Here is a 22,776-nt window from a genome sequence, read left to right as displayed (position 1 = left end):
AAATTCTTATCATCGATTTATTGATTTAAAACCTGCGGTATTTTGTATTTCAGTATGACATAACCACAGACTGCGCTTCCTAATAAAAATTTGAATATATTGTAGTTTGATGAAATGATCTTCAAGTCTTCAATCTTGGTTTTTTCCATCATCTTACAACTCATTCCGTCATCCCTGTACTTTGCAATGATTTTGTCTAGATAAAGAAAATTGTCACTATATTTTTTAATGCATTTAATTATAAATTCATGATCAGATGAAAGCTTGAAGGATGTGGAAAAAAGACCCATTTCATCAAAAAGAGATCTTCTTACAAATAGTGCCTGATGACATACCCTTCTATATAATAAGTTGTTGTAGGTGACCTTGCATCCTCGAATACTTTTCTTATTTTTTTCATAATTGATTACTTCTACATTACCATAAACTGCAAGTACCGATTCATCTAAAAATTCATTTACAATCTTTTCTATAATCTCATTGTCGTATAGATAATCGCCTGCGTTTAAAAAATAGATTATTTCTCCAGTGGAGTGAACAATACCCTTGTTCATTGCATCGTATACACCATTGTCAGGTTCACTTATCCAGTTTGCAATTTGGTTATCATACTTTTTGATGATGTTTAGCGTATTATCCGTGGAACCGCCATCTATGATCACATATTCTATATTTGGATAAGTCTGTTTGATCACACTTTCTATTGTATCTTCTATATATTGATCGCTGTTTAGACAGGCAGTTATAACCGATACAACCGGCTTTTGATTATTTATGTTTGCCTCCTCCATTTACTTTATTCTAAATTGCAATTTATGATTCATATATCTGCTTGATCTCATCTTTCATTTGTACTTTTTCCCTCCAGCCCAGGTTATGGAGTTTTGTAACATCCAACAGTTTTTGTAGAGTACCATATGGTTTTGATGTATAAAACATAATTTCGTTTTTGTATCCTACCACATTTTGTATTAATTCAACCTGTTCTTTTATTAAAAAATTTTTACTTATGCCGATATTTACAAATCTTCAAAATCAGCTGCGTCATATTCTCCATCCGATATATACATGTATCTCCTCTATCCTTAACATGACGGAATTCACGCTTTTGTGCTTCGGTCCCCCAGACAACCACTTTAGACTCATCCTTAACCCTTGCCTCATGGAAATTCTTGATGAATCTTTGTTGTCATATGCAGAATCTGCAAGAACTTCAAGTGGTTTTGTTCTTGGTCTTCTACTGGATTTTATCTTAATGCTATCCATTACTTCAATGAACCTTTTAATATCATGTTCATTCCTAGTTAAATGATAATTGCAAGAGGAAAATCTTCACAGGTAACGCAGACATAGACCTTTATGCCTTTTTCTCTTTTTATATCCATTGTAAGCTGTTCCCTCTCCCTTTTTTTAGTTTCAATGAAGCTACTGTCAACACAAACCGCTTCAAGTGAGAACTTACCTTTCTGGCAAGTTGAATCTCTAAGAGCTACTATAATTCGACTCCACACTCCTTCTTCTGACTACCGACTTAATCTTCTCCATGCAGTTATATGTGATCCACAGCGTTCAGGCATATCTGACCATATGCAATCTGTTATCATGACAAAAAGAATAACACTTTACAGCTTTACGGTCATATGCTTTCTTTCGTCCAGTTATTAGTTGTGGAGATGAATTTGGTTTAATACCTTTGCACTGTTTATCAGTGAATTATTTAAATTCCATTTAATCCCTCAAACTATAAATGGAAGAAAGAGTATTTATATTTTAGAAATCAGTTCGTTAAAAATCAAAATTAAGATTTAAGAATTTCTTGATACAACTCAACATATTTTTGTGCAATAATTTCAATATCAAATTCTTGTGTAATTTTTTCTTGAGATTTAATGGATAGTTTTTCCCATCGTTTATCGTCTTCAAGTATCCATTCAATTCCTCTTGCTAAATCTATAGGATCATATGGTTTTGCTAAATATCCCGTGATTTTGTGATCTACTATGTCTAATAATCCAGTAGCTCCAAAGGCAACAACAGGAGTTCCACATGCCATAGCTTCTAAGGCAGTTTGTCCAAAGGCTTCTTGAATAGAAGGTACAATCATAACATCTGCTGCGGAATATAATATTGATAAACTAACATCATCATGCAGATGACCTAAATAATGAGATTCGAAATATAGATTTGGGGGATTAGCCGGTTCAGATGCACCAAATATAATCAGTTCAATTTCTTGTGTCCAACCATTTTTGGATAAATTTTGTAAAGCAGATTGCAATAAATGAAAACCTTTGTTTGGATCACTAGTGCTGTACATTGCTCCAAATAAAATTAATTTTTTGTCTTCAGGAAATCCTAATATATTTCGAGCAATTCTCTTTTCCACAGGTTTATAAATTTGTAAATCTAGACCATTTGGAATGACTTCTATCCTATAATCCTGAAAAAGGGAACTGGATTGAGCACATTCGCAAAGCCATCGGCTAGGTGTGACAATAGTAATATTTAGATTTTTCCAATTTCTTTTTTTTCTATACCATATTAAGCGGGATAAGTCATGATTTTTTGAGGAACCAAGAGTAGGACATTTTCCGCAAGACTTAGTATAATGCTTACAATTAAATGGGATATGGCAGCCGCCTGTAAATGCCCAAGAATCATGAAGAGTCCAAACTAAAGGTTTATTTAGTTTTTTTAGTGTTTTTGGAGCGATAAATCCTCCTACTATCCAATGTAGACTAATGATTTCTGGATCAATCTTGATAACCTTGTCATCTATTTTTTTAGATAAAAAAGCTGTAGAAAATAGAGTTTTATTCCATTTAGAGTGTAACCTCGCAGGAATGGTGTCCAAGTAGGGACGTACCATTCCTAAACCTTTCTCTATAATTGAATTTGATCCGATAACGTTACAATCATCCCCATATTTAACCTGTACTAACATTTGTGAGTTATGACCAATCTGTTGAAAACCCTTATGTAGGCGATATGCAGCACGAGAGGCACCGCCTTTAAGGTCATATGTGTTTAAGATGAGTATGTCCATAATATAATTTCCAATTTACAAATTTATAAATGAAGATTTTTCTTATTTTGTTATATGAATTTATTTATTTTATTTCGACAAAATCTTAAAATTTTTGCTAAAAAAGGATTAGAAATAAATTTATGATACTCCTCAATTATACGTTCATCAGGCCTATTACTAGCTGGGAAGACTATTTTTTTATGTTTATTTTTATTCAGATAAACTTCGTATCTATTATCTTTGTGGCAATGAACTCCGGTTCCATCATGTCCTATATTCATTATTCTAGATTCCACTGGATTAATACACAATCCCTCATTTTTAATTATATTTATAGACCAAAAAACAGCCCATGAATCTAATTTTCCTTCAATTTGGGCTTTTAACATTGGATAAAGATCTTTTCCAGCCCTATCAACCTTTTTTTTCAAATCTGTTGAGTTATCAACTTCTTGAAGAATTAGAGGACTACGATTATAATACTTCCATGCTCTTCTCCAAGTACCCCAACCCCAAGAGGAAGAACGATAAGAAAAATAGATATCGTATGGATAATCAGCTGGTATTTTAATAGGTGGAGCATATCCAGATACATTCATAATCTGTTCATCGTTTTCATATTTATCAAAACACGTATTCATAAAATGGACAAAGTCTTCAGATGGTACACAATCATCTTCAAGTACTATGATTCTATCATGTTTGCTCAATACATAATTTACGCCATCGACAATTGAATTTGCTAGTCCTTTGTTATTCTTGTGTTCTATTATTTCGGCATCACACCAATCAATTGAATTGATTATCTCTCTAACAAGTTTAATTTTTTTAATGTTCGAATTTTTTTTCGGACCATCTGAAAATATGTATAATTTATCAATGTTATTTTTTTTTAGAAATTCAAGCACTTTCCTACAATGTTCTGGCCTATTGTAGACGAATAATGCTATTCCTGTTTTATGCATATTTCCACCTAGGTATAAGTCGTTTTGATTTCATTATATTGTCTAAATCTACTTATTTTCTGAAATTATAATAATTTGCAATTTCAATTTACGATTTTTTTACAAAAAATAATAGCATGTAATTACTTAATGTGATCTCATATACCCACACTTCTAACAAATACAAATATTTAATTCTAAATTACTTTTATAGTAATTTAATCAATTATCATGTTTTCAACAAAATGCTCTTTATCCTTTATCATATGAGAAATCATATTATGTATAAAAGTGGGTTTTTGATTTATAGGTATGTATCTGTACCTATAACTACTCATTCTCACGTCTTTTTCTTGATATAAAATATCCTGTGCAAAATTACCCCATCTATCTTCAGGCATAAGGTCTACAGTCATTCCAGCATGAGCTGAAGGCAACAGCATATTAGAACCATGAACGCCTAGAATTAATCTACTTTCAGAATATATTTGACAAAGTTTTCTTTCGATATTTTCATTAAACACATTTACAATTTGGTTATCAATCCATTTTGGGAAATTATTGTATTTTCCAAAACCTGCTACTGTATACTCTGCATTAGGAAATACTTCTCTAAGTCTCAAAAATACTTTAAGCAATTTTCTTTTTTGCTTGGCCAATAATAAATATCTAATGATTTTGATGTTGAATTTATTAACACTTTTTTGCAAAAGAGAATTGTTAATCCATAGTCGATCTTCTCTCCAAATAAAAGTTATTCTAAATTTTTCATCTTTGAAATTATGCTTCTTGACACCTGTAAAATTAGTTATATCGAAATTTTTTGGATGGGAAAATGCTTTACTAATATAAATTTTAGAAAATCTTTCAAGTTCTTTATTAATCACATTATCAAAGTCAATAAAAAAATCTTGTCCTTCTTTTAAAGAAATATCAAATACCCATTTCTCAGCAATGCCTTCTGGAAGCATCCATTCCAAAAATTTTGGGACGATAACAATTAGACCGTGTTGATTTTTGCTTTGTAAATGCCTTTCAGCATTCAACAGTTTCAGAAGTGAATGGCCATATAAGTAGTCTATACAGTTTAAAATTATTACTTCATCTTTCTTTTCAAACACTTCTTTTTCAAAGCTTATTTTGTTTCTATTTGGATTTTGCAGAGATTTTTGGAGAGGAGTTCCATACCAATCTATTGAACTATCTGAACCAAATAATTGAAAAGTGTCTAAGTCTACACTGTATGGTGTGTATGTAGAATGACCTACGTTTAAATCCTGATAATACTCTTTTTGACATTTTTTACATCTGGATTTAACACCCACATGTATACCTTGCCATACATTTTTTTTTACAGTTGTTTCCTGATTACATATAGGACAAAAGAAATTTTGTTCTATATTTGGGTAGATTTGCATCATACTTTAATCACTTTTTTAGATATTGCTACATAATTTGAGTATTCAAAGTTCTCCAAAAAAGGCTCGTAATTTCTTACTTGAAGTCCTTTAGGCATTATTTTTGCTAATACAAATCCTTTAAACTCAAAAAGCTCATAAAGGTTCATAAGCGAAGTCATACTGTCAAGATTTGCTCCTCCATACTCAAATTGAACATAATCAACAAAATCAGGATTCAAAAAATCTCCCATTCCTTCAAATACAGCTTTCTCATGTCCTTCAACATCCACTTTAATGAAGTCAATATGACAAATATTACACTTTTTTATGTAATCATCTAATCTCTGGGTTTTTATCGTTTCTTTTATTTTAAGTTCATTTCCGATTGCTTTCAAATTCCGATTGTGCATTGATGCCAAACCACTCCCTACAGAATCATAATATATTTTTGCAGATCTATCTATGTTTGAACATGCAGTGTTATTTAAGTATACTCTTTTATCTCGAAATCTTTTTGATAGCATGGAATAACAATATTTAGTAGGCTCAAAAACATGTATTTGGAAGGTTCCATTTAATTTAATTGCGTTTTCAAATAACATTTGTGTGTAATCGCCAATATTTCCACCAACATCTATAAGAATCAACGAATCTTTATTCTTCAAATCATCAAAAAGATTTTTTATAAATTTTTTCTCACCATTTGTTTCAAAGTTGCTATTATTTGAGTTATCAATTTTAACCGATAAATGATAAAGTTTCTTTGCAATATTATATTTCAGAGATTTATCTTTTATTATCATTTATTTACTTGCTCCGCAATATTGTGTTCCTTAATTGATATTGAAGTATCATAAAAATAAAATTATTTCGTTATATCATTCTTTTAGCATACTATTTAATGTTAAATCCAGCTCTTTGATGTCAATCCTGAAATTTTTCCATGAGGGAGGTGAATTACCAGGAATATCATCGCCTACAAGATACCAATATTCATTTTTTCCATGGTTAGCGAGTATGGAAAACCCTCCAAGGTAAGAAGGAGAAAAAAGCTCAAGGATTTTAGCATTTCTGCAGAATACTATGTTTGTCAGTCCAGCCCCGTGAGGTCCAATCACAATCTTAGCCTCCGCACAGGCCCTTACCTGTTCAGTAAAAGGAAGCTTTGACATCTGGAGTATTTCGAATCCTTTTTCTTTAAGGTAACCTTCAACCTCTTCTTCATTTTCTATTTTTCGGTAAAGAGCATCTTTTCTGGAAATATATATCAGACGATGCGGATCCGCTGCATTTTCTGGAATAAAGGATTCTCTCAGAAATTCGCAGACCCACGTTGACATAAGTGCATCCCTTATTGGCAATGAGGGTACAAAGAGATTTTCGCATTGAATGTTCATACTATTCTTGATGCGATATAGTTTTTCTTCCGGGAATCCCAGAAGATCAAGTGTTTCAATATGGAACTTTTTCAAGCCATCAGGAACTATCAAAAAATCAATATCATCAATATAGTCCTCGATTAATTTTATTCGAGGCAAACATTCTAACATCCAGTGGAAATAACCTGAACTTTCAGAAGATGCTATGGTTGCAAAGCAACCTTCAATATATTCAGGTTTTCTAATATAGGATATGAAGACATCATTTTTTTCTATTGGTTTACCTATCTGATAGGTAAAATCAGAATATACTTTATTATCATAAGATATTACCACCCCATTCTCATTGACAACATTCGCATTTTTGAGCAAGCACAGATAAGCTGCTGGGTATGAATGATATCCATGCCATTTGTCAAGAGGAGGATCTAACCTTCCATATATGTTCTTTGCCTTTTCCCTGTATATTTTATTTTCAGGAACTATTATTTTTATCCAGCTCCCCTTCATTTGCGGCTGGAGACCATTTTCAAACCATTTTTCGATTGAATATATTATTCCCTTTGGCCGATAAGGAGATGGTCGGTGACGATTAATAAGGTTTTTAAATTTCTTAATGAAGGTATATGTTACAGTTTTTCGATTTCTACCGCCGATGATTGTTTGTTCTATGACAAAGAATGCCATCCAAAGGTTCCGATTTTTCACTCTCTGCCGTACAGAATTGATTTTGCTAATTAAATATCTTTTTAGATCATATGGAGGTAAGAACTCTTTGTACCTCATTGCTACCACTTATCGACAGTTCTTCAAAGTAAGAAATAGGTTTTCTACAGAGCCGTTATTTTATCATTTTTAATATTTTAGATATTGGCTCAAGTTTTGATTTATTTAAAATAAGATAGTTATTATTTTTTTCCACTGTTCAGTAACTACATTTTGCATGAAATATTTGAACTGTTTAAGATACTTGGATGGAATTATGTAAATAACATCCTCAAATACAAATAATTCCCAATAGTGTGGAAGTTGTTTTATTATATCATTTATTGTAGGCCAATTTTCTAAATTATGTGGTAATGGTGGGGGCGCTAAAAAAAGCCTTGCGTCATCTATTAAAATAACATAATTTTTGTTGTGCTTAAATATTATGTTAAGTTCTTCTAAAAGAGGACATTCGTCTTTTTCACCGTAAGTGATTCCACCGCTCCAATGTGCATCTAACCAAAATAGAATATTATTATTATTAGTTATAATATCATTTAAATGGTCTCTAGTATCTCCCTTTAGTAAAGTTACATTACTACAATTTTGTAAATGAGCATCTGATATGTTGAACAGCTTATTTGATTTTTCTATAGTGTAAACCTTTTTAAAAGATACACTCATCTTTTTTGCAGTTTTTCCTTTATATGTCCCTCCTTCTACAAATACATCTAATGCAAGGTTTTTTCTCAAATAATTTGCTTCTTTTTCAGGTATACCAAAATTAACAATCCCCATGTAATCACCATATTTGCTTCATAAGTCTATTTATACTCCTTCCCACTAGCAAATCTACATTTTAAATTTTCATATTTAAGTAATGTTTTAACTTTACATTCCCGCTTATGCTGTTGATTATCTATTTTCTTATCTGTTTTATTTTTGTATTATATCTTCAGTTTTGTATCTTCAAATATCTTTTTTAACTCATTATATTGTATATCCATCACTTACCCGGTAGTAACTCTTTAAAATAGGAAATAGTCTTCTTCAGGCCTTCTTCTAATGATACTTTTGGTTCCCAACCTAATTCCTTTTTAGCTAGGTCAATGTCAGGTTTGCGTTTCACAGGATCATCTTCAGGTAATGGTTTATAGACCAGTTCACTGTTAGAATTTGTCAATTGCATTATTTTGCTGGCAAGATCTAAAATTCTGTATTCTTCAGGATTGCCAAGATTAACAGGACCATTAAAGTCTCTGGGTTTATTCATCATATTAATTATTCCATCAACTAAATCATCCACATAACAAAAGCATCGTGTTTGTGTTCCGTTTCCGTAAATTGTAATGTCATCGTCATTAAGAGCCTGAACTATAAAATTACTTACTACTCTTCCATCTTTTGGATGCATTTTAGGTCCATACGTATTAAATATTCTTATTATCTTAATGTCTAAATCATATTGACGTTTGTAGTCAAAAAATAAAGTTTCAGCACATCTTTTTCCCTCATCATAGCAGGCTCTGGGTCCTACAGGGTTCACATTTCCCCGATAAGTTTCAGGTTGAGGATGAAGCTCTGGGTCACCGTAAACTTCAGAAGTAGAAGCTTGTAAGATTTTCACATCTAACCTTTTTGCCAGATCCAGTACATTAATGGCACCCATGACAGATGTTTTTGTGGTCTGCACAGGATCTCTTTGGTAATAGATCGGGCTTGCAGGACATGCAAGATTATATATTTCATCAACTTCTACTGAAATTGGATCATTGATATCATGACGAAGAACTTCAAAATAATGATTATCCATTAAATGAGTAATATTTCTTTTTTTCCGGTGAAAAAATTATCTACACAAATAACCTCATGTCCATTTTGAAGAAGCTTTTCACATAAGTGTGATCCAATAAAACCTGCTCCACCTGTAACAAGTATTTGTTTTTTCATATTTCATCAACCATTTATAATTGAACCTATTTCAAAACTCCATTTTTTGTTGTAGAAATAATAGGTAAGATTATTTAGAACTCTATCAACCGCTATTTTTGCTAGATCGAATTTTATAAGTTTTATTCTATTTGAGTTTTGAAATGGGTTCATTAACAATAATTATTTTTAGAAATTTAGACTGACTTCCTACATTGCTATATAAATTAGTCATGTTTTATATCCATATACCACCGATATGTGTTTTTTATTCCATTTTCAAGACTGATCTTTGGGTTCCACCCCAGCTCATTCAACCTAGTAACATCCAGCAGTTTCTGTGGTGTACCATCAGGCCTCGAGTTGTTATAAACAATTTCACCTTCAAATCCAAAAATCTTTTTTATTATCTCGGCCAGCTCACTAATTGAAATATCCTCTCCAACTCCAACATTCACAAATTCTCCAATTTCCTGTGCATCGAAATTCTCCATGAGATATACGCATGCATCAGCCATATCGTCAACATGCAGAAATTCCCTTCTTGGTTTACCTGTTCCCCATACAACTACTTCTGGTTCTTTGTTTATCTTTGCTTCATGGAATTTTCGAATCAGGGCAGGCAGTACATGTGAAGTTTTAAGATCAAAATTATCATTGGGACCGTAAAGGTTTGTTGGCATCACAGATATGAAGTTTGTACCGTACTGCTGGTTATAGTATTTGCAGAGCTTGATTCCTGCGATCTTTGCAATTGCATAGGCTTCGTTTGTGGGTTCAAGCTCGCCTGTAAGAAGATATTCTTCTTTCATTGGCTGTGGGGCATGCTTTGGATAGATACAGGATGAGCCAAGGAACAGGAGTTTTTTGACATTATTTTTGTATGCAGCATGAATTACATTGGTCTCTATCATGAGATTGTCATAGATGAACTCTGCAGGATAGGTGCTATTTGCAAGAATTCCTCCAACCTTTGCGGCTGCAAGGAACACATAATCAGGCTTTTCCTGTTCAAAAAAATCATTTACTGCTTTCTGGTCTGTAAGGTCCAGCTCTTTGTGGGTTCGATAGATTAGATTGCTATACTCCTTTGATTCCAGTTTTCTCATAATTGCCGAACCTACAAGACCTCGATGGCCGGCAACATATATTTTTGAATTATTTTCCACTGAAATCACCTTCTGAAATTATTTATCCCAAAGATAACATCTTCCTCTGCTTTTGCCATCTGCTTTACAAGTTCTTCAAATTTAACTTTGGGTTCCCATCCAAGCTTCTCTTTAGCCCTGGTGGCATCACCAATCAAAATCTCAACTTCTGTAGGTCTGTAATACTTAGGATCAATCTCAATCAATACTTCACCTGTATTGATGTCAATTCCTTTTTCATCAACTCCATTACCCTTCCATTCAATTTCGATTCCAAGTTCTCTGAATGTGAGTTCTGCAAATTCCCTTACAGAATGTGTATATCCGGTTGCTATCACAAAATCTTCTGCTGTTTCTTGCTGGAGCATTAACCACATGGCTTCTACATAATCCTTTGCATGGCCCCAGTCTCTTTTTGCATCAAGGTTTCCAAGATATAGCTTTTCCTGTAATCCGTGCTTGATTCTTGCAGCAGCTCGTGATATTTTTCTGGTAACAAAAGTTTCTCCCCGGATGGGTGATTCATGGTTGAAAAGTATCCCATTGCATGCAAACATATCATAGGCTTCGCGATAGTTTACTGTGATCCAGTATGCATAGAGCTTAGCTGCTCCATAAGGGCTTCTTGGATAGAATGGGGTTGTTTCAGTCTGAGGTATTTCCTGAACTTTTCCGTACAACTCACTGGTAGATGCCTGATAGAATTTAGTTTTGTTTTCCATTCCAAGTATCCTGATGGCTTCAAGTAAACGCAATGTTCCCAGTGCATCAGAATTGGCAGTATATTCAGGAGTTTCAAAGGATACCTGCACATGACTCTGAGCTGCCAGGTTGTATATTTCGTCTGGCTGCGTATCCTGAATAATCCTGATCAGATTTGTGGAATCTGTCATATCACCATAATGCAGGAAAAAATTCACATTTCTTTCATGCGGATCTTTGTAAAGGTGATCGATTCTTTCGGTATTGAAGGAAGATGATCTTCTCTTTATACCATGTACTATGTATTCTTTTTCCAGTAGAAACTCTGCAAGATATGCACCGTCCTGACCAGTGATTCCTGTGATTAAGGCTGTTTTTGTCATAATGATTACCCCTATTATTTGTAGTTTTAGGCTTTTTTAGTGTTTTATAGTAAAAATCTTTGATAATATTTGAGCTAATAATTTTGATTTGGATAATAACAACTAATTTTATATTCAACCATGAATGAATGATTATTTAGTATGTACAAATATTTCTATAAGATATTCACTTATCTGATTTTTCATTTTCTCATTTTTCAAAGCAAAGTCAATAATGGCCTTCACGTATCCAAGCTTATCCCCTGTGTCATATCTGTTGCCGGTAAATCTGTATGCATAGACCTGCTGATTCTGGTTGAGGAGCTTGATGGCATCTGTTAGCTGGATTTCTCCCCCGAATCCTTTGCCTGTTTTTTTGATGCAATCAAAAATTTCTGGTGTAAAGATATATCTGCCGATTGTTCCGACATTGGATGGAGCATCTTCGGGTGCCGGTTTTTCCACAATGTCATTGAGTGAATAGAGTGATTCGTCAATGGGTGTGCCATCGATCATTCCGTAACTGCTGGTTTTTTCAGGTGGCACCTCTTCAACTGCAAGTATTGATTTGCCAAGGTACTGGAATTTTTCAATTAGCTGCTCTGTACATGGTTTGCAGTTGGCAATGATATCATCTCCAAGCAGTACTGCAAAGGGTTCGTTCCCGACATGCTTTTCAGCTGTAAGTATTGCATCTCCAAGTCCCCTTGGCTCTTTCTGTCTAATGTAGTGTATATCTGCCATTGATGAGATATCCTGCACCATCTCAAGCATCCTGTTCTTGCCCTTATGCTCAAGATGCATCTCAAGTTCAGGGGAGTCATCAAAATAGTCCTCTATTGAGCGTTTGTGTCTTCCGGTAATGAATAAGATATCATCGATTCCTGAGGAAATGGCTTCCTCAACTACGTAGTGTATCACCGGCTTGTCGATGATTGGAAGCATTTCCTTTGGCATTGACTTTGTGACCGGCAGGAATCTGGTACCGAGTCCTGCTGCCGGTATGACTGCTTTTTTAACTTCCAGAATTAATCCATCCTTAAAATTGAAATTCAATATTTAATAAAAATATATTTTAATTATTCAATTCCTTCCATACACATCATCAAATCTGACAATGTCATCCTCTTCTACATATTCACCGAGCTGAACTTCGATGATCTCCAGTGGCAGTTTTCCGGGATTGGAAAGTCTGTGTTTCTCACCTGCACGTATGAAAGTACTCTCTCCGGACCTGAGGTAAACTTGCTCGTGATTGATTTGAACACAGGCTATACCTTTGACCACAACCCAGTGTTCGCTTCTGTGATGATGCAATTGAAGGCTTAGCTTTTTTTCTGGCAGTACCATGATGTTCTTTATCTTGTGGATATTTGAATCTTCCAGGATTGTATAGCTGCCCCATGGTCTGTAGACTGTCCTGTGCAGTTGTGTTCGATCATCACTTCTGGATTTCAATGTGCTTACAACATCTTTTACTTTCTGGCTGCTTTCTCTGGGACAGACCAGAAGAGCATCCGGCGTGTCCATCACAACCATATCATTGACATCGATCAGTGAAACCAGCTTATTGGATTTTGAATGGATCAGGTTATTTCTAGAATCTACCATAATATTATCGCAGCCATAGATGCAGTTTCCGTTTTCATCCTTTTCAGATTCATCATATATTGCATCAAAATTACCCAGATCACTCCATTTATGTTCAAGCCTGACGACAGCTACACGATTGGATTTTTCCATAATTCCATAATCAATGGAGACGTCGGGGATTCTGGAATAGATCTCGTTTATATCATTCGTTGATTCAAAAGTTTCATGAACTGCCGGAGAATGTTCTGCCAGCTCTTCAAAGAACAGGTCACTGTCCATCAGGAAAATTCCGCTGTTCCATAGACAATCTTCATTGATATATTGCTGGGCTTTTTCAAGGTCAGGTTTTTCCCTGAACTCTGAAACCCGGCATCCCGTTCCATGTGATTCTGCAGGTTTGATATATCCATATCCTGTATGGGGAGATGTAGGCGTAATTCCAAATGTGACCAAAAACTCAGATGCCAGATTCTCTACATTTGAAATTATCTCCATGGACTTTCTGTCAAGTACATGATCTGAAGAGAATACTCCAACAGTAGATTTTCCAAACTTACTGACGATTTCCTTCATACCGTAACAGACAGCTGGCAATGTGTTCTTTCCTTCAGGCTCAAGCAATAAATTTTCAGCTGGAAAATCGTATCCCATCTCTTCTATTTGGCCAAGAACAAAAAATTTCTGGGCTTCATTAGTTACCACAAATATTTCATTGATCCCAGATACTTCTAGGCATCTTTCGACAGTATCCTGAAATAGTGAAGAATCTTTCAGTTTCAGGAATTGTTTGGGATATTGTTCCCGACTTAATGGCCAGAGACGTGTTCCTGAACCTCCTGCAAGGATTATGGATTTCATGTTATTATCACTGGATTTTTTAAATTTGATTAAGATACTGCTCTATGAGATTTTATCCAATAAAAAATGTTTGCAGATTATTTTAATATTTTTCTGGACTTCAGAGTAACTTAGGCCAAGGCAGGTTCATTCTGGTTGAGATGTCCTTAAGGTCGCTGTAGATGGCAGGGTCCAGTTTGAGGATCAGGAGTCCGTAGATCATGCCTCCTACGGCGATTGGCAGGAGTGTGAGCCAGACGCTTGTGACTGGTATCAGGTATATGTAAACTCCAACAAAGACTGACATTGCTGCTGTGGCCTTGAATATATTCAGGATTGATCGGGTATCAAGTTTTACCTGGATTATTGTTGAGAGCACACGTTTTGCCAGCAGTGCATTGAGTGCCATGGTCACAACGGTTGCAATGGCCGCACCTTCAATTCCAATTACCGGTATCAGGATAAGGTTGAAGATAATGTTTGCACCAGATGAGATGGCAGTTACATGGAATGCGTCACGTTGGCGGTCCAGGGCTCCCAGACACATTGTGAAGAAGGTCTGGAAGACATTGATCAGCTGGGCGCAGAAGAGTATCACAAGTGTGGTGTATCCCCACGCAAATCCTGCACCATAGAAGAAGTAGAGCATTCTCTCACCCAGGAGTGCCCCGCCTGCAACAATCGGTACTGCCATGAGAAATGAGAAGGTCAGGGCCCTTGAGAGTGCTCGTTCTGCTGAATCGGTATCTTGGGTTTTCCCCCAACGGCTGATCTTGGGCCAGAGAGTTGTTTTGATAGCAATTGCCAGTATCACTGCAATAGTTGTGAACTGGAACACCACCTGATAGACTCCCACATCGGATTCCTCAAGGAAATATCCGATCATGATAACATCCACATGGGAATAGAGTATCACTCCTGCCGAGGTCAGGAAGAGCCAGAATGAGAAGGATGCAAGGCTTGTTATGTGTCGCCACTCGAATCTCTCAAAGTTGAGGTCAAAGAACTTGAACTGGATCAGTGCAGCACCAATAAATCCTGCAATAAATCCTCCTGCAAGTCCTGCAAGTCCGTAACCCAGGAAAACTGCGATAACCTGTAAAAATATCCTTGACAGGTTCTGGCTGATGGTACCCACAGCAGCAATGCCCATCTTTGAACGGCCTGCAATTCCTGCATAAATGGTAGAATAAAATAGTGCTACAATCAGTGCCAGTATCAGCCAGTCAAGTATCTGGCTGTCCAGACCAGCATATGATCTAAATGCCAGAATCAGTCCTATGATCAGTACTGTAAGGACCGTCCTGAGAACAACAAAAGCCGTGAAATAGGCGTTTTGCTCCTCTCCCTCACTGATTCTTTTGATGGCAGCACCGCCAAAGCCGCCGTCTGTAACCAGATTGATGATTCCAAAATAGGCGGTGAACAGGAAATAGGCACCAAGCACTCCTGAACCAACAGTGTGTGCAAAGTACATGGTACTCAAAAATCCTACAAATGTGAGAATGATCTGGCTTACAAAAGTGGCAATACTCTGCCTCTGGATCTCGCCAACTGACATGATCCTTGCAAAAATCCTGTTCAGTACCATTTCCTGTGAATATAAGGAAGTTCATATTTAAACCTTTAAGTAAACTCAGCCCTGCACCGCAGGTGCAGCGCACCAGAACCTATTTAATATATCTTTTGAATTATAAAAAACATTGAAACACTCAAAAAAACAGCGCAGAACCGGTGAACATATCCACTGGTGCATGGAATGCAACACACCGCTCGCAGACAGGATATGCTGCAGGTGCAAAGGGCAGGGTCGCAGGATCCAGCTGACAGAACCTGGAGATATCAGGTTTGCATCAGAATATGAAAATCAGTTATTATCAGGGCTTCTGATGGAACACTTCGGGACCAGTCCATTTGACGGCAGGATCATTCTCCTGAACAAGGTACCAGGGGATGATCGAAGTGATGAGGTCATTGTGGACGGTATCAAAGCCGGGCTCATGTGGTTTGATCCGGTCACAAAAAAGCACAGGTTCAGGCCAACAGCAGACGGTGCCGCACTGCTCCTGGAGACTGCAACAGAGAATGTGGTAACCATAGAGGATACAGGACGACACCTCAGCGGCAAGAAGGTCAAACCGGAAAACACTGCAGGCATTCCCGAATCCCCGGTCCTGATCCGGACAGAAACAGGACTTGCAGGAGCAGGTGAATGGCAGGAATCAGGAATTCTAAAGATCCAGGATATAAAAAGATCCGGTGCACAGCTTCTTCCAGAAACCCCCTCAATGGAGGACATCATAGCCGCAAACATAGACCACATACGAAGACTTGGCAAAGACGGCATGAATATCATCAGGGGAATTGCAAACCAGAAACAGTACAGAAAAATGCCGGTACAGGTATCCTTTAGTGGAGGAAAGGATAGCCTGGTGGTACTTGACCTGGCACTCAGTGCCCTGAAAAAAAGGGATGTAAAGGCAGTCTTTGTAAACACCGGCCTGGAATTTCCTGATACTGTGGAATTTGTCAGAAAACACTGCAGAGAAAGGAAAGTTCCCTTAACAGAAGAATCTGCAGGAAACGCCTTCTGGGAAAACATTGACAGCTTCGGACCCCCGGGCAAGGATTTCAGGTGGTGCTGCAAGGTCTGCAAGCTTGCACCGGCAGCAAAGGCAGTTGAGAACTGCTCCAGCAGCAATGGAACCTGCCTCACCATTGACGGGAAAAGAAGATACGAATCATTCAGCAGATCATCCACACCTGCCAGTGAAATGAACCCCTTTGTACCGGGACAGCTCAACATCTTCCCAATACGAAACTGGAGGGCAATTGAGGTCTGGCTGTACATTCACTGGCGAAAACTTGACTACAACCCACTCTACGACACAGGTTTTGAAAGGGTTGGCTGCTATCTGTGTCCTGCGTCCATGCAGGCAGAATATGAGATTGTAAAGAAAAAATATCCTCAAATGTATCAACAGTGGAACTCATACCTCAAAAACTGGGCCACAGAGCACTCCCTGCCAGAAGAATACATAGACCACGGCTTCTGGCGCTGGCAATCACATCCTCCGAAAATGCTAAAACTTGCAGAAAAGCTTGGTATCAAAACAAAACCTGCAGAAAGAAAAGGCAGGTTTGAAATCCACTCGGTTTCAGGAACATCCCCCTGTACTGCAGGCGGATATTCAGTAGAGGCAAACGTCACAGGCCTCACCTTCAGTGAGGTGGAGGGAGTGATGTATGTCATGGGAAGTATAACCTCATCAGAGGAACTGGGAGTAATTGCTGTCAATACAGATGAGTTCAGCATAACCTATTACTCCACAGGATCACTGAAGGTGCGCGCAGGGTCCAGGGAAAGTGCAGAAGAGATCTTCAACACCACCGCAGCAAACCTTGCAAGGATCAGGAACTGTACCCTGTGCGGACTGTGCACAAAGGTCTGCCCTGCAGACTGCATATCACTGGACCAGGGTCTCAGGATAGATGAATCCTGCAATGCCTGTGGCAGGTGTCTTGACTCCTGTGTGGCAGCCAGGTACAGGTAACATTGTTCCAGAAACTATATGACAAAAACTGTCGAAATAGTACATAGATTTTCTTTTCAAGGGGTGTTTTGGGAATGGCAGAAGAATATGATGTGATAGTGATCGGTACCGGAGTTTCAGGCGGGGCAGCTGCCTCCAGGTGCAGGGATGGAGGAATGAGTGTAGCTGTCATAGACTCCGGTGGATACGGTGGAACATGCCCGCAGAGGGGGTGTATCCCCAAGAAGGTACTGGTGGGAGGTGCTGATATGATAGACTGGCCCATGCGAATGATCGATAAGGGCAGTCCTGTATCAGGCGACTTCAAACTCCAATGGTCTGAACTCATCAAATTCAAGCGCACCTTCACAGACCCTGTAGCCGAGAAGACCGAGAACTGGTTAAAATCCCTGGGAATAGCCACCTATCACGGAAGGGCGCGCTTTCTGGACAGTCACACCCTGGAATTCAACGACACCAAAATCCGGGGTAAATACATAGTGATTGCCACCGGTGCAAAACCTGCAGAACTGGGAATTAAAGGTGGGGAACATCTGGTAACAAGTGACGGATTCATGGAACTGGATATCCTGCCGGATGATATTACATTTATTGGAGGCGGGTTTATCTCATTCGAGTTTGCCCATGTGGCTGCCAGGACTGGTGCAGAGGTACGGATACTGAACAGAAGCAGCAGGGTTTTAAAAGGCTTTGATCCTGAAATGGTTGATCTTGTGGTAAAGGCAACAGAGGACGCAGGAATTGATGTGATTACAGAAAAGGAGCCGGTTTCAATAGAATGGCTGGGAGATTCATACCAGGTAACCACAAAGGATGGTGACTCTTTCATAACCGGAATGGTGGTGCACGGTGCAGGCAGGGTGCCCCAGACCGCTGATCTTGATGTTGAAAAAGCAGGAATTGAGACTCAGAAGGGCCGGATCGTTGTCAATGAGTATATGCAGAGTGTATCCAGCAAGCATATCTATTCTGTAGGTGATGTGACCGGAGACTTCAAGCAGCTCACACCCACAGCAGCCTACCAGGCAGCAGTTGCTGCAACCAATATCATTGAAGGAAATGTTGAACCCATAGACTATACCGGCATTTCCGGAGTTGTCTTCACAGTACCACCCCTGGCCTCTGTGGGAATTGACAGCACTCAGGTACAGGAGGGCAGGCACAGGGTGATATTCAATGATAAGAAGGACTGGATCTCCTCAAGACGCACAAATTACGGATACAGTGCCTCCAAAATCATCATTGATGAAAAGACCGGACTGATCGCAGGAGCACACCTGCTGGGACCTGAAGCAGAAGAGGTGATCAATATCTTCTCAATGGCAATGCGCCTGAAGATCCCTGCAGAGAAACTGAAAACATTCCCGTACTCGTACCCGACAGCATCCACAGATATCAGGTCAATGCTTTAAGGGGTAATGCAGGCGCATGAAATATAAGGGTTGAACACAGTATATGAATCAATATCTACAGAATAGATATGGGGGTAATATAGGATGACAAAACCTGAAATGCTATCAGCTGAAAGTATAAAAAAAGATCCAATAAAGGATTCCAGTGGCAAAGAAATAGGCAAATTCATAGACTTTATGGTGGACATGGAAAAGAACACAATTCCCTATGTGATAGTATCACTAAATATCAGGGAAGGGTATGTAGGTGTACCCTGGGAAATCTTCAAGAAAGGAGACGGTCACTACTTCCTGCCGGATGTTGATAATTCCAAACTGATGGATGCACCTGGATTCCCGGAAAACGAATGGCCTGATGTAACGATAAGGGACTTTGAAGAAAGGGTCAATGAACACTTTGGAACCAGGGCCTTTGGAAGAAAAATGACGTAAATATGGGACTTTACAGAAAAGGTCCATCAACACAGGGGGTGCCACTTACTGGTAAACCCTTATTTTTTTGTGCACATCTGATACTCCATAACTCACGATAGACCAGTCTTTTTCTTTACTTCCTATTCACTGTATGTTCTTCCAATTTTGATATCTTCCAGTGCGTCCCCAACTTTTTGATGGCTTCACCGCACAGCTGTTCATCATCAATTTCCATTTTACAACCCATGACTGGCTATACCTGATTATATTCTATAAATATCAATGCTGATTTTAAAAGCCCCTGATCACAGCCGGTGATATCCTGCTACCATCCGATATACTATCCAGATGGTGGATCAGACACAAAAAATTCCAAAATCATATAAACCGGTGAATGTAATATGGTCACCATAGTTTGTATCTTGACTTTAAAGGTGAAATAATGCAGTTATTACTGATCCATTCCGATTATATTGAATATGAGACAAAGAAGGATACTCCGGTTGCAGAAGAGATCGATGAGTCCTTCAAGAAGGGCAGGCTCGAGGAGGCACTTACTGTATTCATTGCTGTTGAGAGCGTGGATGAGACCGGGCGCGGGGAGGTTGTGTCAAGGGCAGTTGCTGATATAAAAAAGGTCGCAGGGCAGGTAAATACCGAACGTATCATGCTCTACCCCTACGCACATCTTAGCTCTGACCTTTCATCCCCCTCCTTTGCAGTATCGGTCCTGAAGGAACTGGAAGAGATACTGAGTCCGGATTATGAGGTTTCAAGGGCTCCCTTTGGCTGGTACAAGGCGTTCAGGATCAGCTGCAAGGGCCATCCTCTCTCAGAACTGTCAAAGACCATCAGGCCGGAAAAGACAGAAGAGATATGCAGGCAGGATGAGGAAGTTGTCTCCGAGGCTCTAAAAGCCGAGGATACTGCCACATCCTACTGGAAGATAATGACTCCTGATGGAGAACTTCACAGCATAGAGGACTTTGATTTCAAGGGTCATGAGAATCTGCGCAAATTCGTGGACTATGAGATCACAAAGAACAGGAAAGTCGAGGATGCACCGCCCCATGTTGAACTCATGAAACGCCTGGAGCTGGCAGATTATGAGCCAGGATCAGATTCCGGGAATATGCGATACTATCCAAAGGGCAGGCTGGTCAAGTCACTGCTGGAAAACTATGTACTGGATACCTCAACCAGATACGGGGCAATGGAAGTCGAGACTCCTCTCATGTATGATATGAACCATCCCACCCTGAAAAAGTACCTGGACAGGTTCCCTGCCCGCCAGTATTCCATAGAATCCGATAAGAAACAGCTCTTTCTCAGGTTTGCTGCATGCTTTGGCCAGTTTCTCATGAACCATGACATGACAATCTCTTACCGCAGCCTTCCAATGAAAATGATCGAAATGACCAGGTACAGTTTCAGGAGGGAGCAGAGAGGAGAACTTGTAGGACTTCGAAGACTGAGGGCATTCACAATGCCTGATATGCACACAATGTGTGCTGATATGGATCAGGCAGTGGACCAGTTTGGCGAGCAGTACAGCATGTGCATGGACACCCTCAGCAGTATCGGTCTTGGTATTGATGATTACGAGGTTGCCATCAGGTTTACCAGGGATTTCTATGACCAGAACCGGGAGTTTATCACATCCCTTGCACAGACTGCAGGAAAGCCTGTACTTGTTGAAATGTGGGATAAACGGTTCTTCTACTTTGTCCTGAAATTCGAGTTCAATTTCGTGGATGCAATAGCAAAGGCCAGTGCACTCTCCACAGTCCAGATCGATGTGGAAAATGCAGAAAGGTATGATATCTCCTTTACAGATACAGAAGGTGGATCCACAAGGCCTGTAATGCTTCACTGCTGTCCCAGTGGTGCCATTGAACGGTGTATCTACGCACTTCTGGAAAAGGCATCAATGGACTCTGAGAAAGGCAAGCCTCCAATGCTTCCGGTCTGGCTCTCCCCTACCCAGGTCAGGATAATACCGGTGGCTTCAAGGCACCTGGAATTTGCAGAAAAGGTCAGTGAGAAACTGGAGTGCAGGGTGGATATTGATGACCGCGAGGATTCTGTTGGCAAGAAGATACGTGATGCAGGACGGGAATGGGTACCCTATGTGGCAGTCATTGGTGACAGGGAAGCCGAGACCGGTGAGATAAGTGTAACCATCCGTGCAGAATCAGCCCCCAAAAAACCTGTGAAGGTACAGATGTCTGCAGAAGAACTCAATGACAGGATAAGGCTTGAAACATGCACAATGCCCTACCGCAATCTTGCGCTGTCAAAATATATCTCCCGAAGGCCAAAATTCATATAATTTCCTTTTAATATATTTATACATGCAATCATCAGAAATGGATGCATGTATTGAGGCGTATGTCTCAGGCAGGGTGCAGGGGGTATTTTTCAGGCAGTTTACAAAGGATACTGCCACCTCCCTGGAACTTAAAGGGTATGTGAAGAACCTGGCTGATGGCAGGGTAAAGGTAGTTGCCAGAGGAGATCCTGAATCAATAGAAAAACTTCTCAACAGATTACACGAAGGACCTGCAATGGCATCTGTTGAGGGAGTAAACTACCGCTGGGTTACAGAGTGTGAAGAATTCAGGGATTTTGATATAAGACGCTGATTTTTACAAAAAGGGATAGGACATGATGAGACTCAAAGGTCATGTTGCAGTTGTAACAGGAGCCGGTAGAGGTATTGGTCGTGCCATATGCCTGGCACTTGCAGATGAGGGTGCAGATATTGTTGCTGCTGCAAGAACTGAGGCTGAGATCAGCCAGACTGCAGAGATGGTAAAACAGAAAGGTAGCAGGGCACTGGCAGTGCAGACAGATGTACACTCTGAGATGGATGTTGAAAATCTCATGACCCGGACTGCTGAGCGCTTTGGCAAGATAGATATCCTGGTAAACTGTGCAGGTACTGCTGTTAGAAAACCGTTTGTTGAAACCACCACTCAGGAATATGACACAATAATGGATACCAATGTAAAGGGTGTGTACCTGTGCACAAAGCATGCACTAAGGTACATGGTTCCCAGAAACAGCGGCAGAATAGTCAATATTTCATCAGGTGCAGGCAAGCACGGTATTCCTTCACTTGCAGTATACAGTGCATCCAAGGCAGCGGTTATAGGACTCACACAGGCACTTGCCTATGAACTGGATGAGATAAGAGTATATGCACTGTGTCCTGGAGGAGTGGATACCGGAATGTATCGGTCAATGTTTGATGATGAGCCACCCCTCAAACCAGAAGACGTGGCGTATCAGGTAATGGAGATGTGTCTGCCTGAATCCGTGATACCCACAGGTTCGGCTATTGAAATGTATCGCTAATAGGAGTAG

At 38.9% G+C, this 22,776-nt stretch carries 22 protein-coding genes; 6 read left to right on the top strand and 16 right to left on the bottom strand.

All coding sequences use genetic code 11. The features are described 5' to 3' along the window. Positions 1-17 precede the first annotated feature (17 nt). The 16 genes from MZHIL_RS08300 to MZHIL_RS08230 form a co-directional block, all read right to left on the bottom strand. On the bottom strand, positions 18-791 hold the full coding sequence (locus MZHIL_RS08300) for a glycosyltransferase family 2 protein (protein ID WP_013898922.1): 774 nt from the start codon (positions 789-791) through the stop codon (positions 18-20). Positions 792-1,003: 212 nt separating this feature from the next. Continuing rightward, positions 1,004-1,177 carry a hypothetical protein gene (locus MZHIL_RS10915; protein ID WP_157209715.1) on the bottom strand — a complete coding sequence of 58 codons (174 nt, stop codon included), beginning with the start codon at positions 1,175-1,177 and terminating at the stop codon, positions 1,004-1,006. A gap of 127 nt (positions 1,178-1,304) precedes the next feature. Further along, positions 1,305-1,511 carry a hypothetical protein gene (locus tag MZHIL_RS08290; protein ID WP_048815558.1) on the bottom strand — a complete coding sequence of 69 codons (207 nt, stop codon included), beginning with the start codon at positions 1,509-1,511 and terminating at the stop codon, positions 1,305-1,307. 287 nt (positions 1,512-1,798) lie between these two features. Then, positions 1,799-3,046, bottom strand: coding sequence for a glycosyltransferase family 4 protein (locus tag MZHIL_RS08285; protein ID WP_013898921.1), 1,248 nt, complete (start codon positions 3,044-3,046; stop codon positions 1,799-1,801). Positions 3,047-3,096: 50 nt separating this feature from the next. Continuing rightward, the gene (locus MZHIL_RS08280; protein WP_013898920.1) at positions 3,097-3,993 is read right to left on the bottom strand and encodes a glycosyltransferase family protein; all 897 of its coding nucleotides are present in this window, start codon (positions 3,991-3,993) and stop codon (positions 3,097-3,099) included. Between the two features lie 197 nt (positions 3,994-4,190). After that, positions 4,191-5,393, bottom strand: coding sequence for a hypothetical protein (locus tag MZHIL_RS08275; RefSeq protein ID WP_013898919.1), 1,203 nt, complete (start codon positions 5,391-5,393; stop codon positions 4,191-4,193). Then, positions 5,390-6,175 carry an FkbM family methyltransferase gene (locus MZHIL_RS08270; RefSeq protein WP_013898918.1) on the bottom strand — a complete coding sequence of 262 codons (786 nt, stop codon included), beginning with the start codon at positions 6,173-6,175 and terminating at the stop codon, positions 5,390-5,392. The genes MZHIL_RS08275 and MZHIL_RS08270 overlap by 4 nt, the downstream gene beginning before the upstream one ends. A 75-nt stretch (positions 6,176-6,250) precedes the next feature. Continuing rightward, a complete protein-coding gene (locus tag MZHIL_RS08265) occupies positions 6,251-7,438 on the bottom strand; it encodes a glycosyltransferase family 61 protein (RefSeq protein WP_013898917.1) in 1,188 nt (395 codons plus the stop codon). 204 nt (positions 7,439-7,642) lie between these two features. Next, positions 7,643-8,254, bottom strand: coding sequence for a hypothetical protein (locus tag MZHIL_RS08260; RefSeq protein ID WP_013898916.1), 612 nt, complete (start codon positions 8,252-8,254; stop codon positions 7,643-7,645). Positions 8,255-8,462: 208 nt separating this feature from the next. Further along, positions 8,463-9,269 (bottom strand): UDP-glucuronic acid decarboxylase family protein, encoded by an 807-nt coding sequence (locus MZHIL_RS08255; protein WP_281033988.1) that lies wholly within the window; start codon positions 9,267-9,269, stop codon positions 8,463-8,465. After that, complete coding sequence (locus tag MZHIL_RS10850) at positions 9,269-9,406, bottom strand: NAD-dependent epimerase/dehydratase family protein (protein ID WP_281033987.1); 138 nt, start codon at positions 9,404-9,406, stop codon at positions 9,269-9,271. The genes MZHIL_RS08255 and MZHIL_RS10850 overlap by 1 nt, the downstream gene beginning before the upstream one ends. Before the next feature lie 206 nt (positions 9,407-9,612). Then, positions 9,613-10,554: a GDP-L-fucose synthase gene (gene fcl, locus MZHIL_RS08250; RefSeq protein WP_013898914.1), complete on the bottom strand. Its 942-nt coding sequence runs from the start codon at positions 10,552-10,554 to the stop codon at positions 9,613-9,615. 5 nt (positions 10,555-10,559) lie between these two features. Next, positions 10,560-11,618 carry a GDP-mannose 4,6-dehydratase gene (gene gmd / locus MZHIL_RS08245; protein WP_013898913.1) on the bottom strand — a complete coding sequence of 353 codons (1,059 nt, stop codon included), beginning with the start codon at positions 11,616-11,618 and terminating at the stop codon, positions 10,560-10,562. 132 nt (positions 11,619-11,750) lie between these two features. Then, the gene (galU, locus tag MZHIL_RS08240) at positions 11,751-12,653 is read right to left on the bottom strand and encodes a UTP--glucose-1-phosphate uridylyltransferase GalU (RefSeq protein ID WP_013898912.1); all 903 of its coding nucleotides are present in this window, start codon (positions 12,651-12,653) and stop codon (positions 11,751-11,753) included. 27 nt (positions 12,654-12,680) lie between these two features. Then, the gene (locus tag MZHIL_RS08235; RefSeq protein ID WP_013898911.1) at positions 12,681-14,048 is read right to left on the bottom strand and encodes a mannose-1-phosphate guanylyltransferase/mannose-6-phosphate isomerase; all 1,368 of its coding nucleotides are present in this window, start codon (positions 14,046-14,048) and stop codon (positions 12,681-12,683) included. Positions 14,049-14,148: 100 nt separating this feature from the next. Further along, positions 14,149-15,618, bottom strand: a complete 1,470-nt coding sequence (locus MZHIL_RS08230; protein ID WP_013898910.1) for a flippase — start codon at positions 15,616-15,618, stop codon at positions 14,149-14,151. Positions 15,619-15,730: 112 nt separating this feature from the next. On the opposite strand from MZHIL_RS08230, the gene MZHIL_RS08225 reads away from it, so the two are divergent. The 6 genes from MZHIL_RS08225 to MZHIL_RS08200 all read left to right on the top strand — a co-directional run bounded on the left by MZHIL_RS08225 (position 15,731) and on the right by MZHIL_RS08200 (position 22,767). Continuing rightward, positions 15,731-17,581, top strand: a complete 1,851-nt coding sequence (locus MZHIL_RS08225) for a phosphoadenosine phosphosulfate reductase domain-containing protein (protein WP_013898909.1) — start codon at positions 15,731-15,733, stop codon at positions 17,579-17,581. Positions 17,582-17,655: 74 nt separating this feature from the next. Then, positions 17,656-18,993, top strand: coding sequence for a dihydrolipoyl dehydrogenase family protein (locus MZHIL_RS08220; protein WP_013898908.1), 1,338 nt, complete (start codon positions 17,656-17,658; stop codon positions 18,991-18,993). A gap of 84 nt (positions 18,994-19,077) precedes the next feature. Beyond that, entirely contained in the window at positions 19,078-19,425 is a 348-nt protein-coding gene (locus MZHIL_RS08215) for a PRC-barrel domain-containing protein (protein ID WP_013898907.1), read from the top strand. 424 nt (positions 19,426-19,849) lie between these two features. Further along, positions 19,850-21,739, top strand: a complete 1,890-nt coding sequence (locus tag MZHIL_RS08210; protein WP_013898906.1) for a threonine--tRNA ligase — start codon at positions 19,850-19,852, stop codon at positions 21,737-21,739. 22 nt (positions 21,740-21,761) lie between these two features. Continuing rightward, a complete protein-coding gene (locus MZHIL_RS08205; protein WP_048815557.1) occupies positions 21,762-22,052 on the top strand; it encodes an acylphosphatase in 291 nt (96 codons plus the stop codon). A gap of 22 nt (positions 22,053-22,074) precedes the next feature. Then, positions 22,075-22,767 carry an SDR family NAD(P)-dependent oxidoreductase gene (locus MZHIL_RS08200; protein WP_013898904.1) on the top strand — a complete coding sequence of 231 codons (693 nt, stop codon included), beginning with the start codon at positions 22,075-22,077 and terminating at the stop codon, positions 22,765-22,767. Positions 22,768-22,776: the final 9 nt, after the last annotated feature.

This window comes from Methanosalsum zhilinae DSM 4017 (genome assembly GCF_000217995.1).
GTDB lineage: Archaea > Halobacteriota > Methanosarcinia > Methanosarcinales > Methanosarcinaceae > Methanosalsum > Methanosalsum zhilinae.
The sequence above is the reverse complement of the archived record's forward strand: the minus strand, read 5'-3'. Positions and strand labels throughout refer to the sequence as shown.

Coding starts and splice junctions, on each gene's coding strand:
- MZHIL_RS08210 (WP_013898906.1), top strand. CDS start 19,850: ATGCAGTTATTACTGATCCATTCCGATTATATTGAATATGAGACAAAG.
- MZHIL_RS08205 (WP_048815557.1), top strand. CDS start 21,762: ATGCAATCATCAGAAATGGATGCATGTATTGAGGCGTATGTCTCAGGC.
- MZHIL_RS08270 (WP_013898918.1), bottom strand. CDS start 6,175: ATGATAATAAAAGATAAATCTCTGAAATATAATATTGCAAAGAAACTT.
- MZHIL_RS08215 (WP_013898907.1), top strand. CDS start 19,078: ATGACAAAACCTGAAATGCTATCAGCTGAAAGTATAAAAAAAGATCCA.
- gmd (WP_013898913.1), bottom strand. CDS start 11,618: ATGACAAAAACAGCCTTAATCACAGGAATCACTGGTCAGGACGGTGCA.
- MZHIL_RS08280 (WP_013898920.1), bottom strand. CDS start 3,993: ATGCATAAAACAGGAATAGCATTATTCGTCTACAATAGGCCAGAACAT.
- MZHIL_RS08230 (WP_013898910.1), bottom strand. CDS start 15,618: ATGGTACTGAACAGGATTTTTGCAAGGATCATGTCAGTTGGCGAGATC.
- MZHIL_RS08255 (WP_281033988.1), bottom strand. CDS start 9,269: ATGGATAATCATTATTTTGAAGTTCTTCGTCATGATATCAATGATCCA.
- MZHIL_RS10850 (WP_281033987.1), bottom strand. CDS start 9,406: ATGAAAAAACAAATACTTGTTACAGGTGGAGCAGGTTTTATTGGATCA.
- MZHIL_RS08265 (WP_013898917.1), bottom strand. CDS start 7,438: ATGGCATTCTTTGTCATAGAACAAACAATCATCGGCGGTAGAAATCGA.
- MZHIL_RS08275 (WP_013898919.1), bottom strand. CDS start 5,393: ATGATGCAAATCTACCCAAATATAGAACAAAATTTCTTTTGTCCTATA.
- MZHIL_RS08200 (WP_013898904.1), top strand. CDS start 22,075: ATGATGAGACTCAAAGGTCATGTTGCAGTTGTAACAGGAGCCGGTAGA.
- MZHIL_RS08220 (WP_013898908.1), top strand. CDS start 17,656: ATGGCAGAAGAATATGATGTGATAGTGATCGGTACCGGAGTTTCAGGC.
- MZHIL_RS08235 (WP_013898911.1), bottom strand. CDS start 14,048: ATGAAATCCATAATCCTTGCAGGAGGTTCAGGAACACGTCTCTGGCCA.
- MZHIL_RS08285 (WP_013898921.1), bottom strand. CDS start 3,046: ATGGACATACTCATCTTAAACACATATGACCTTAAAGGCGGTGCCTCT.
- MZHIL_RS08300 (WP_013898922.1), bottom strand. CDS start 791: ATGGAGGAGGCAAACATAAATAATCAAAAGCCGGTTGTATCGGTTATA.
- MZHIL_RS08260 (WP_013898916.1), bottom strand. CDS start 8,254: ATGGGGATTGTTAATTTTGGTATACCTGAAAAAGAAGCAAATTATTTG.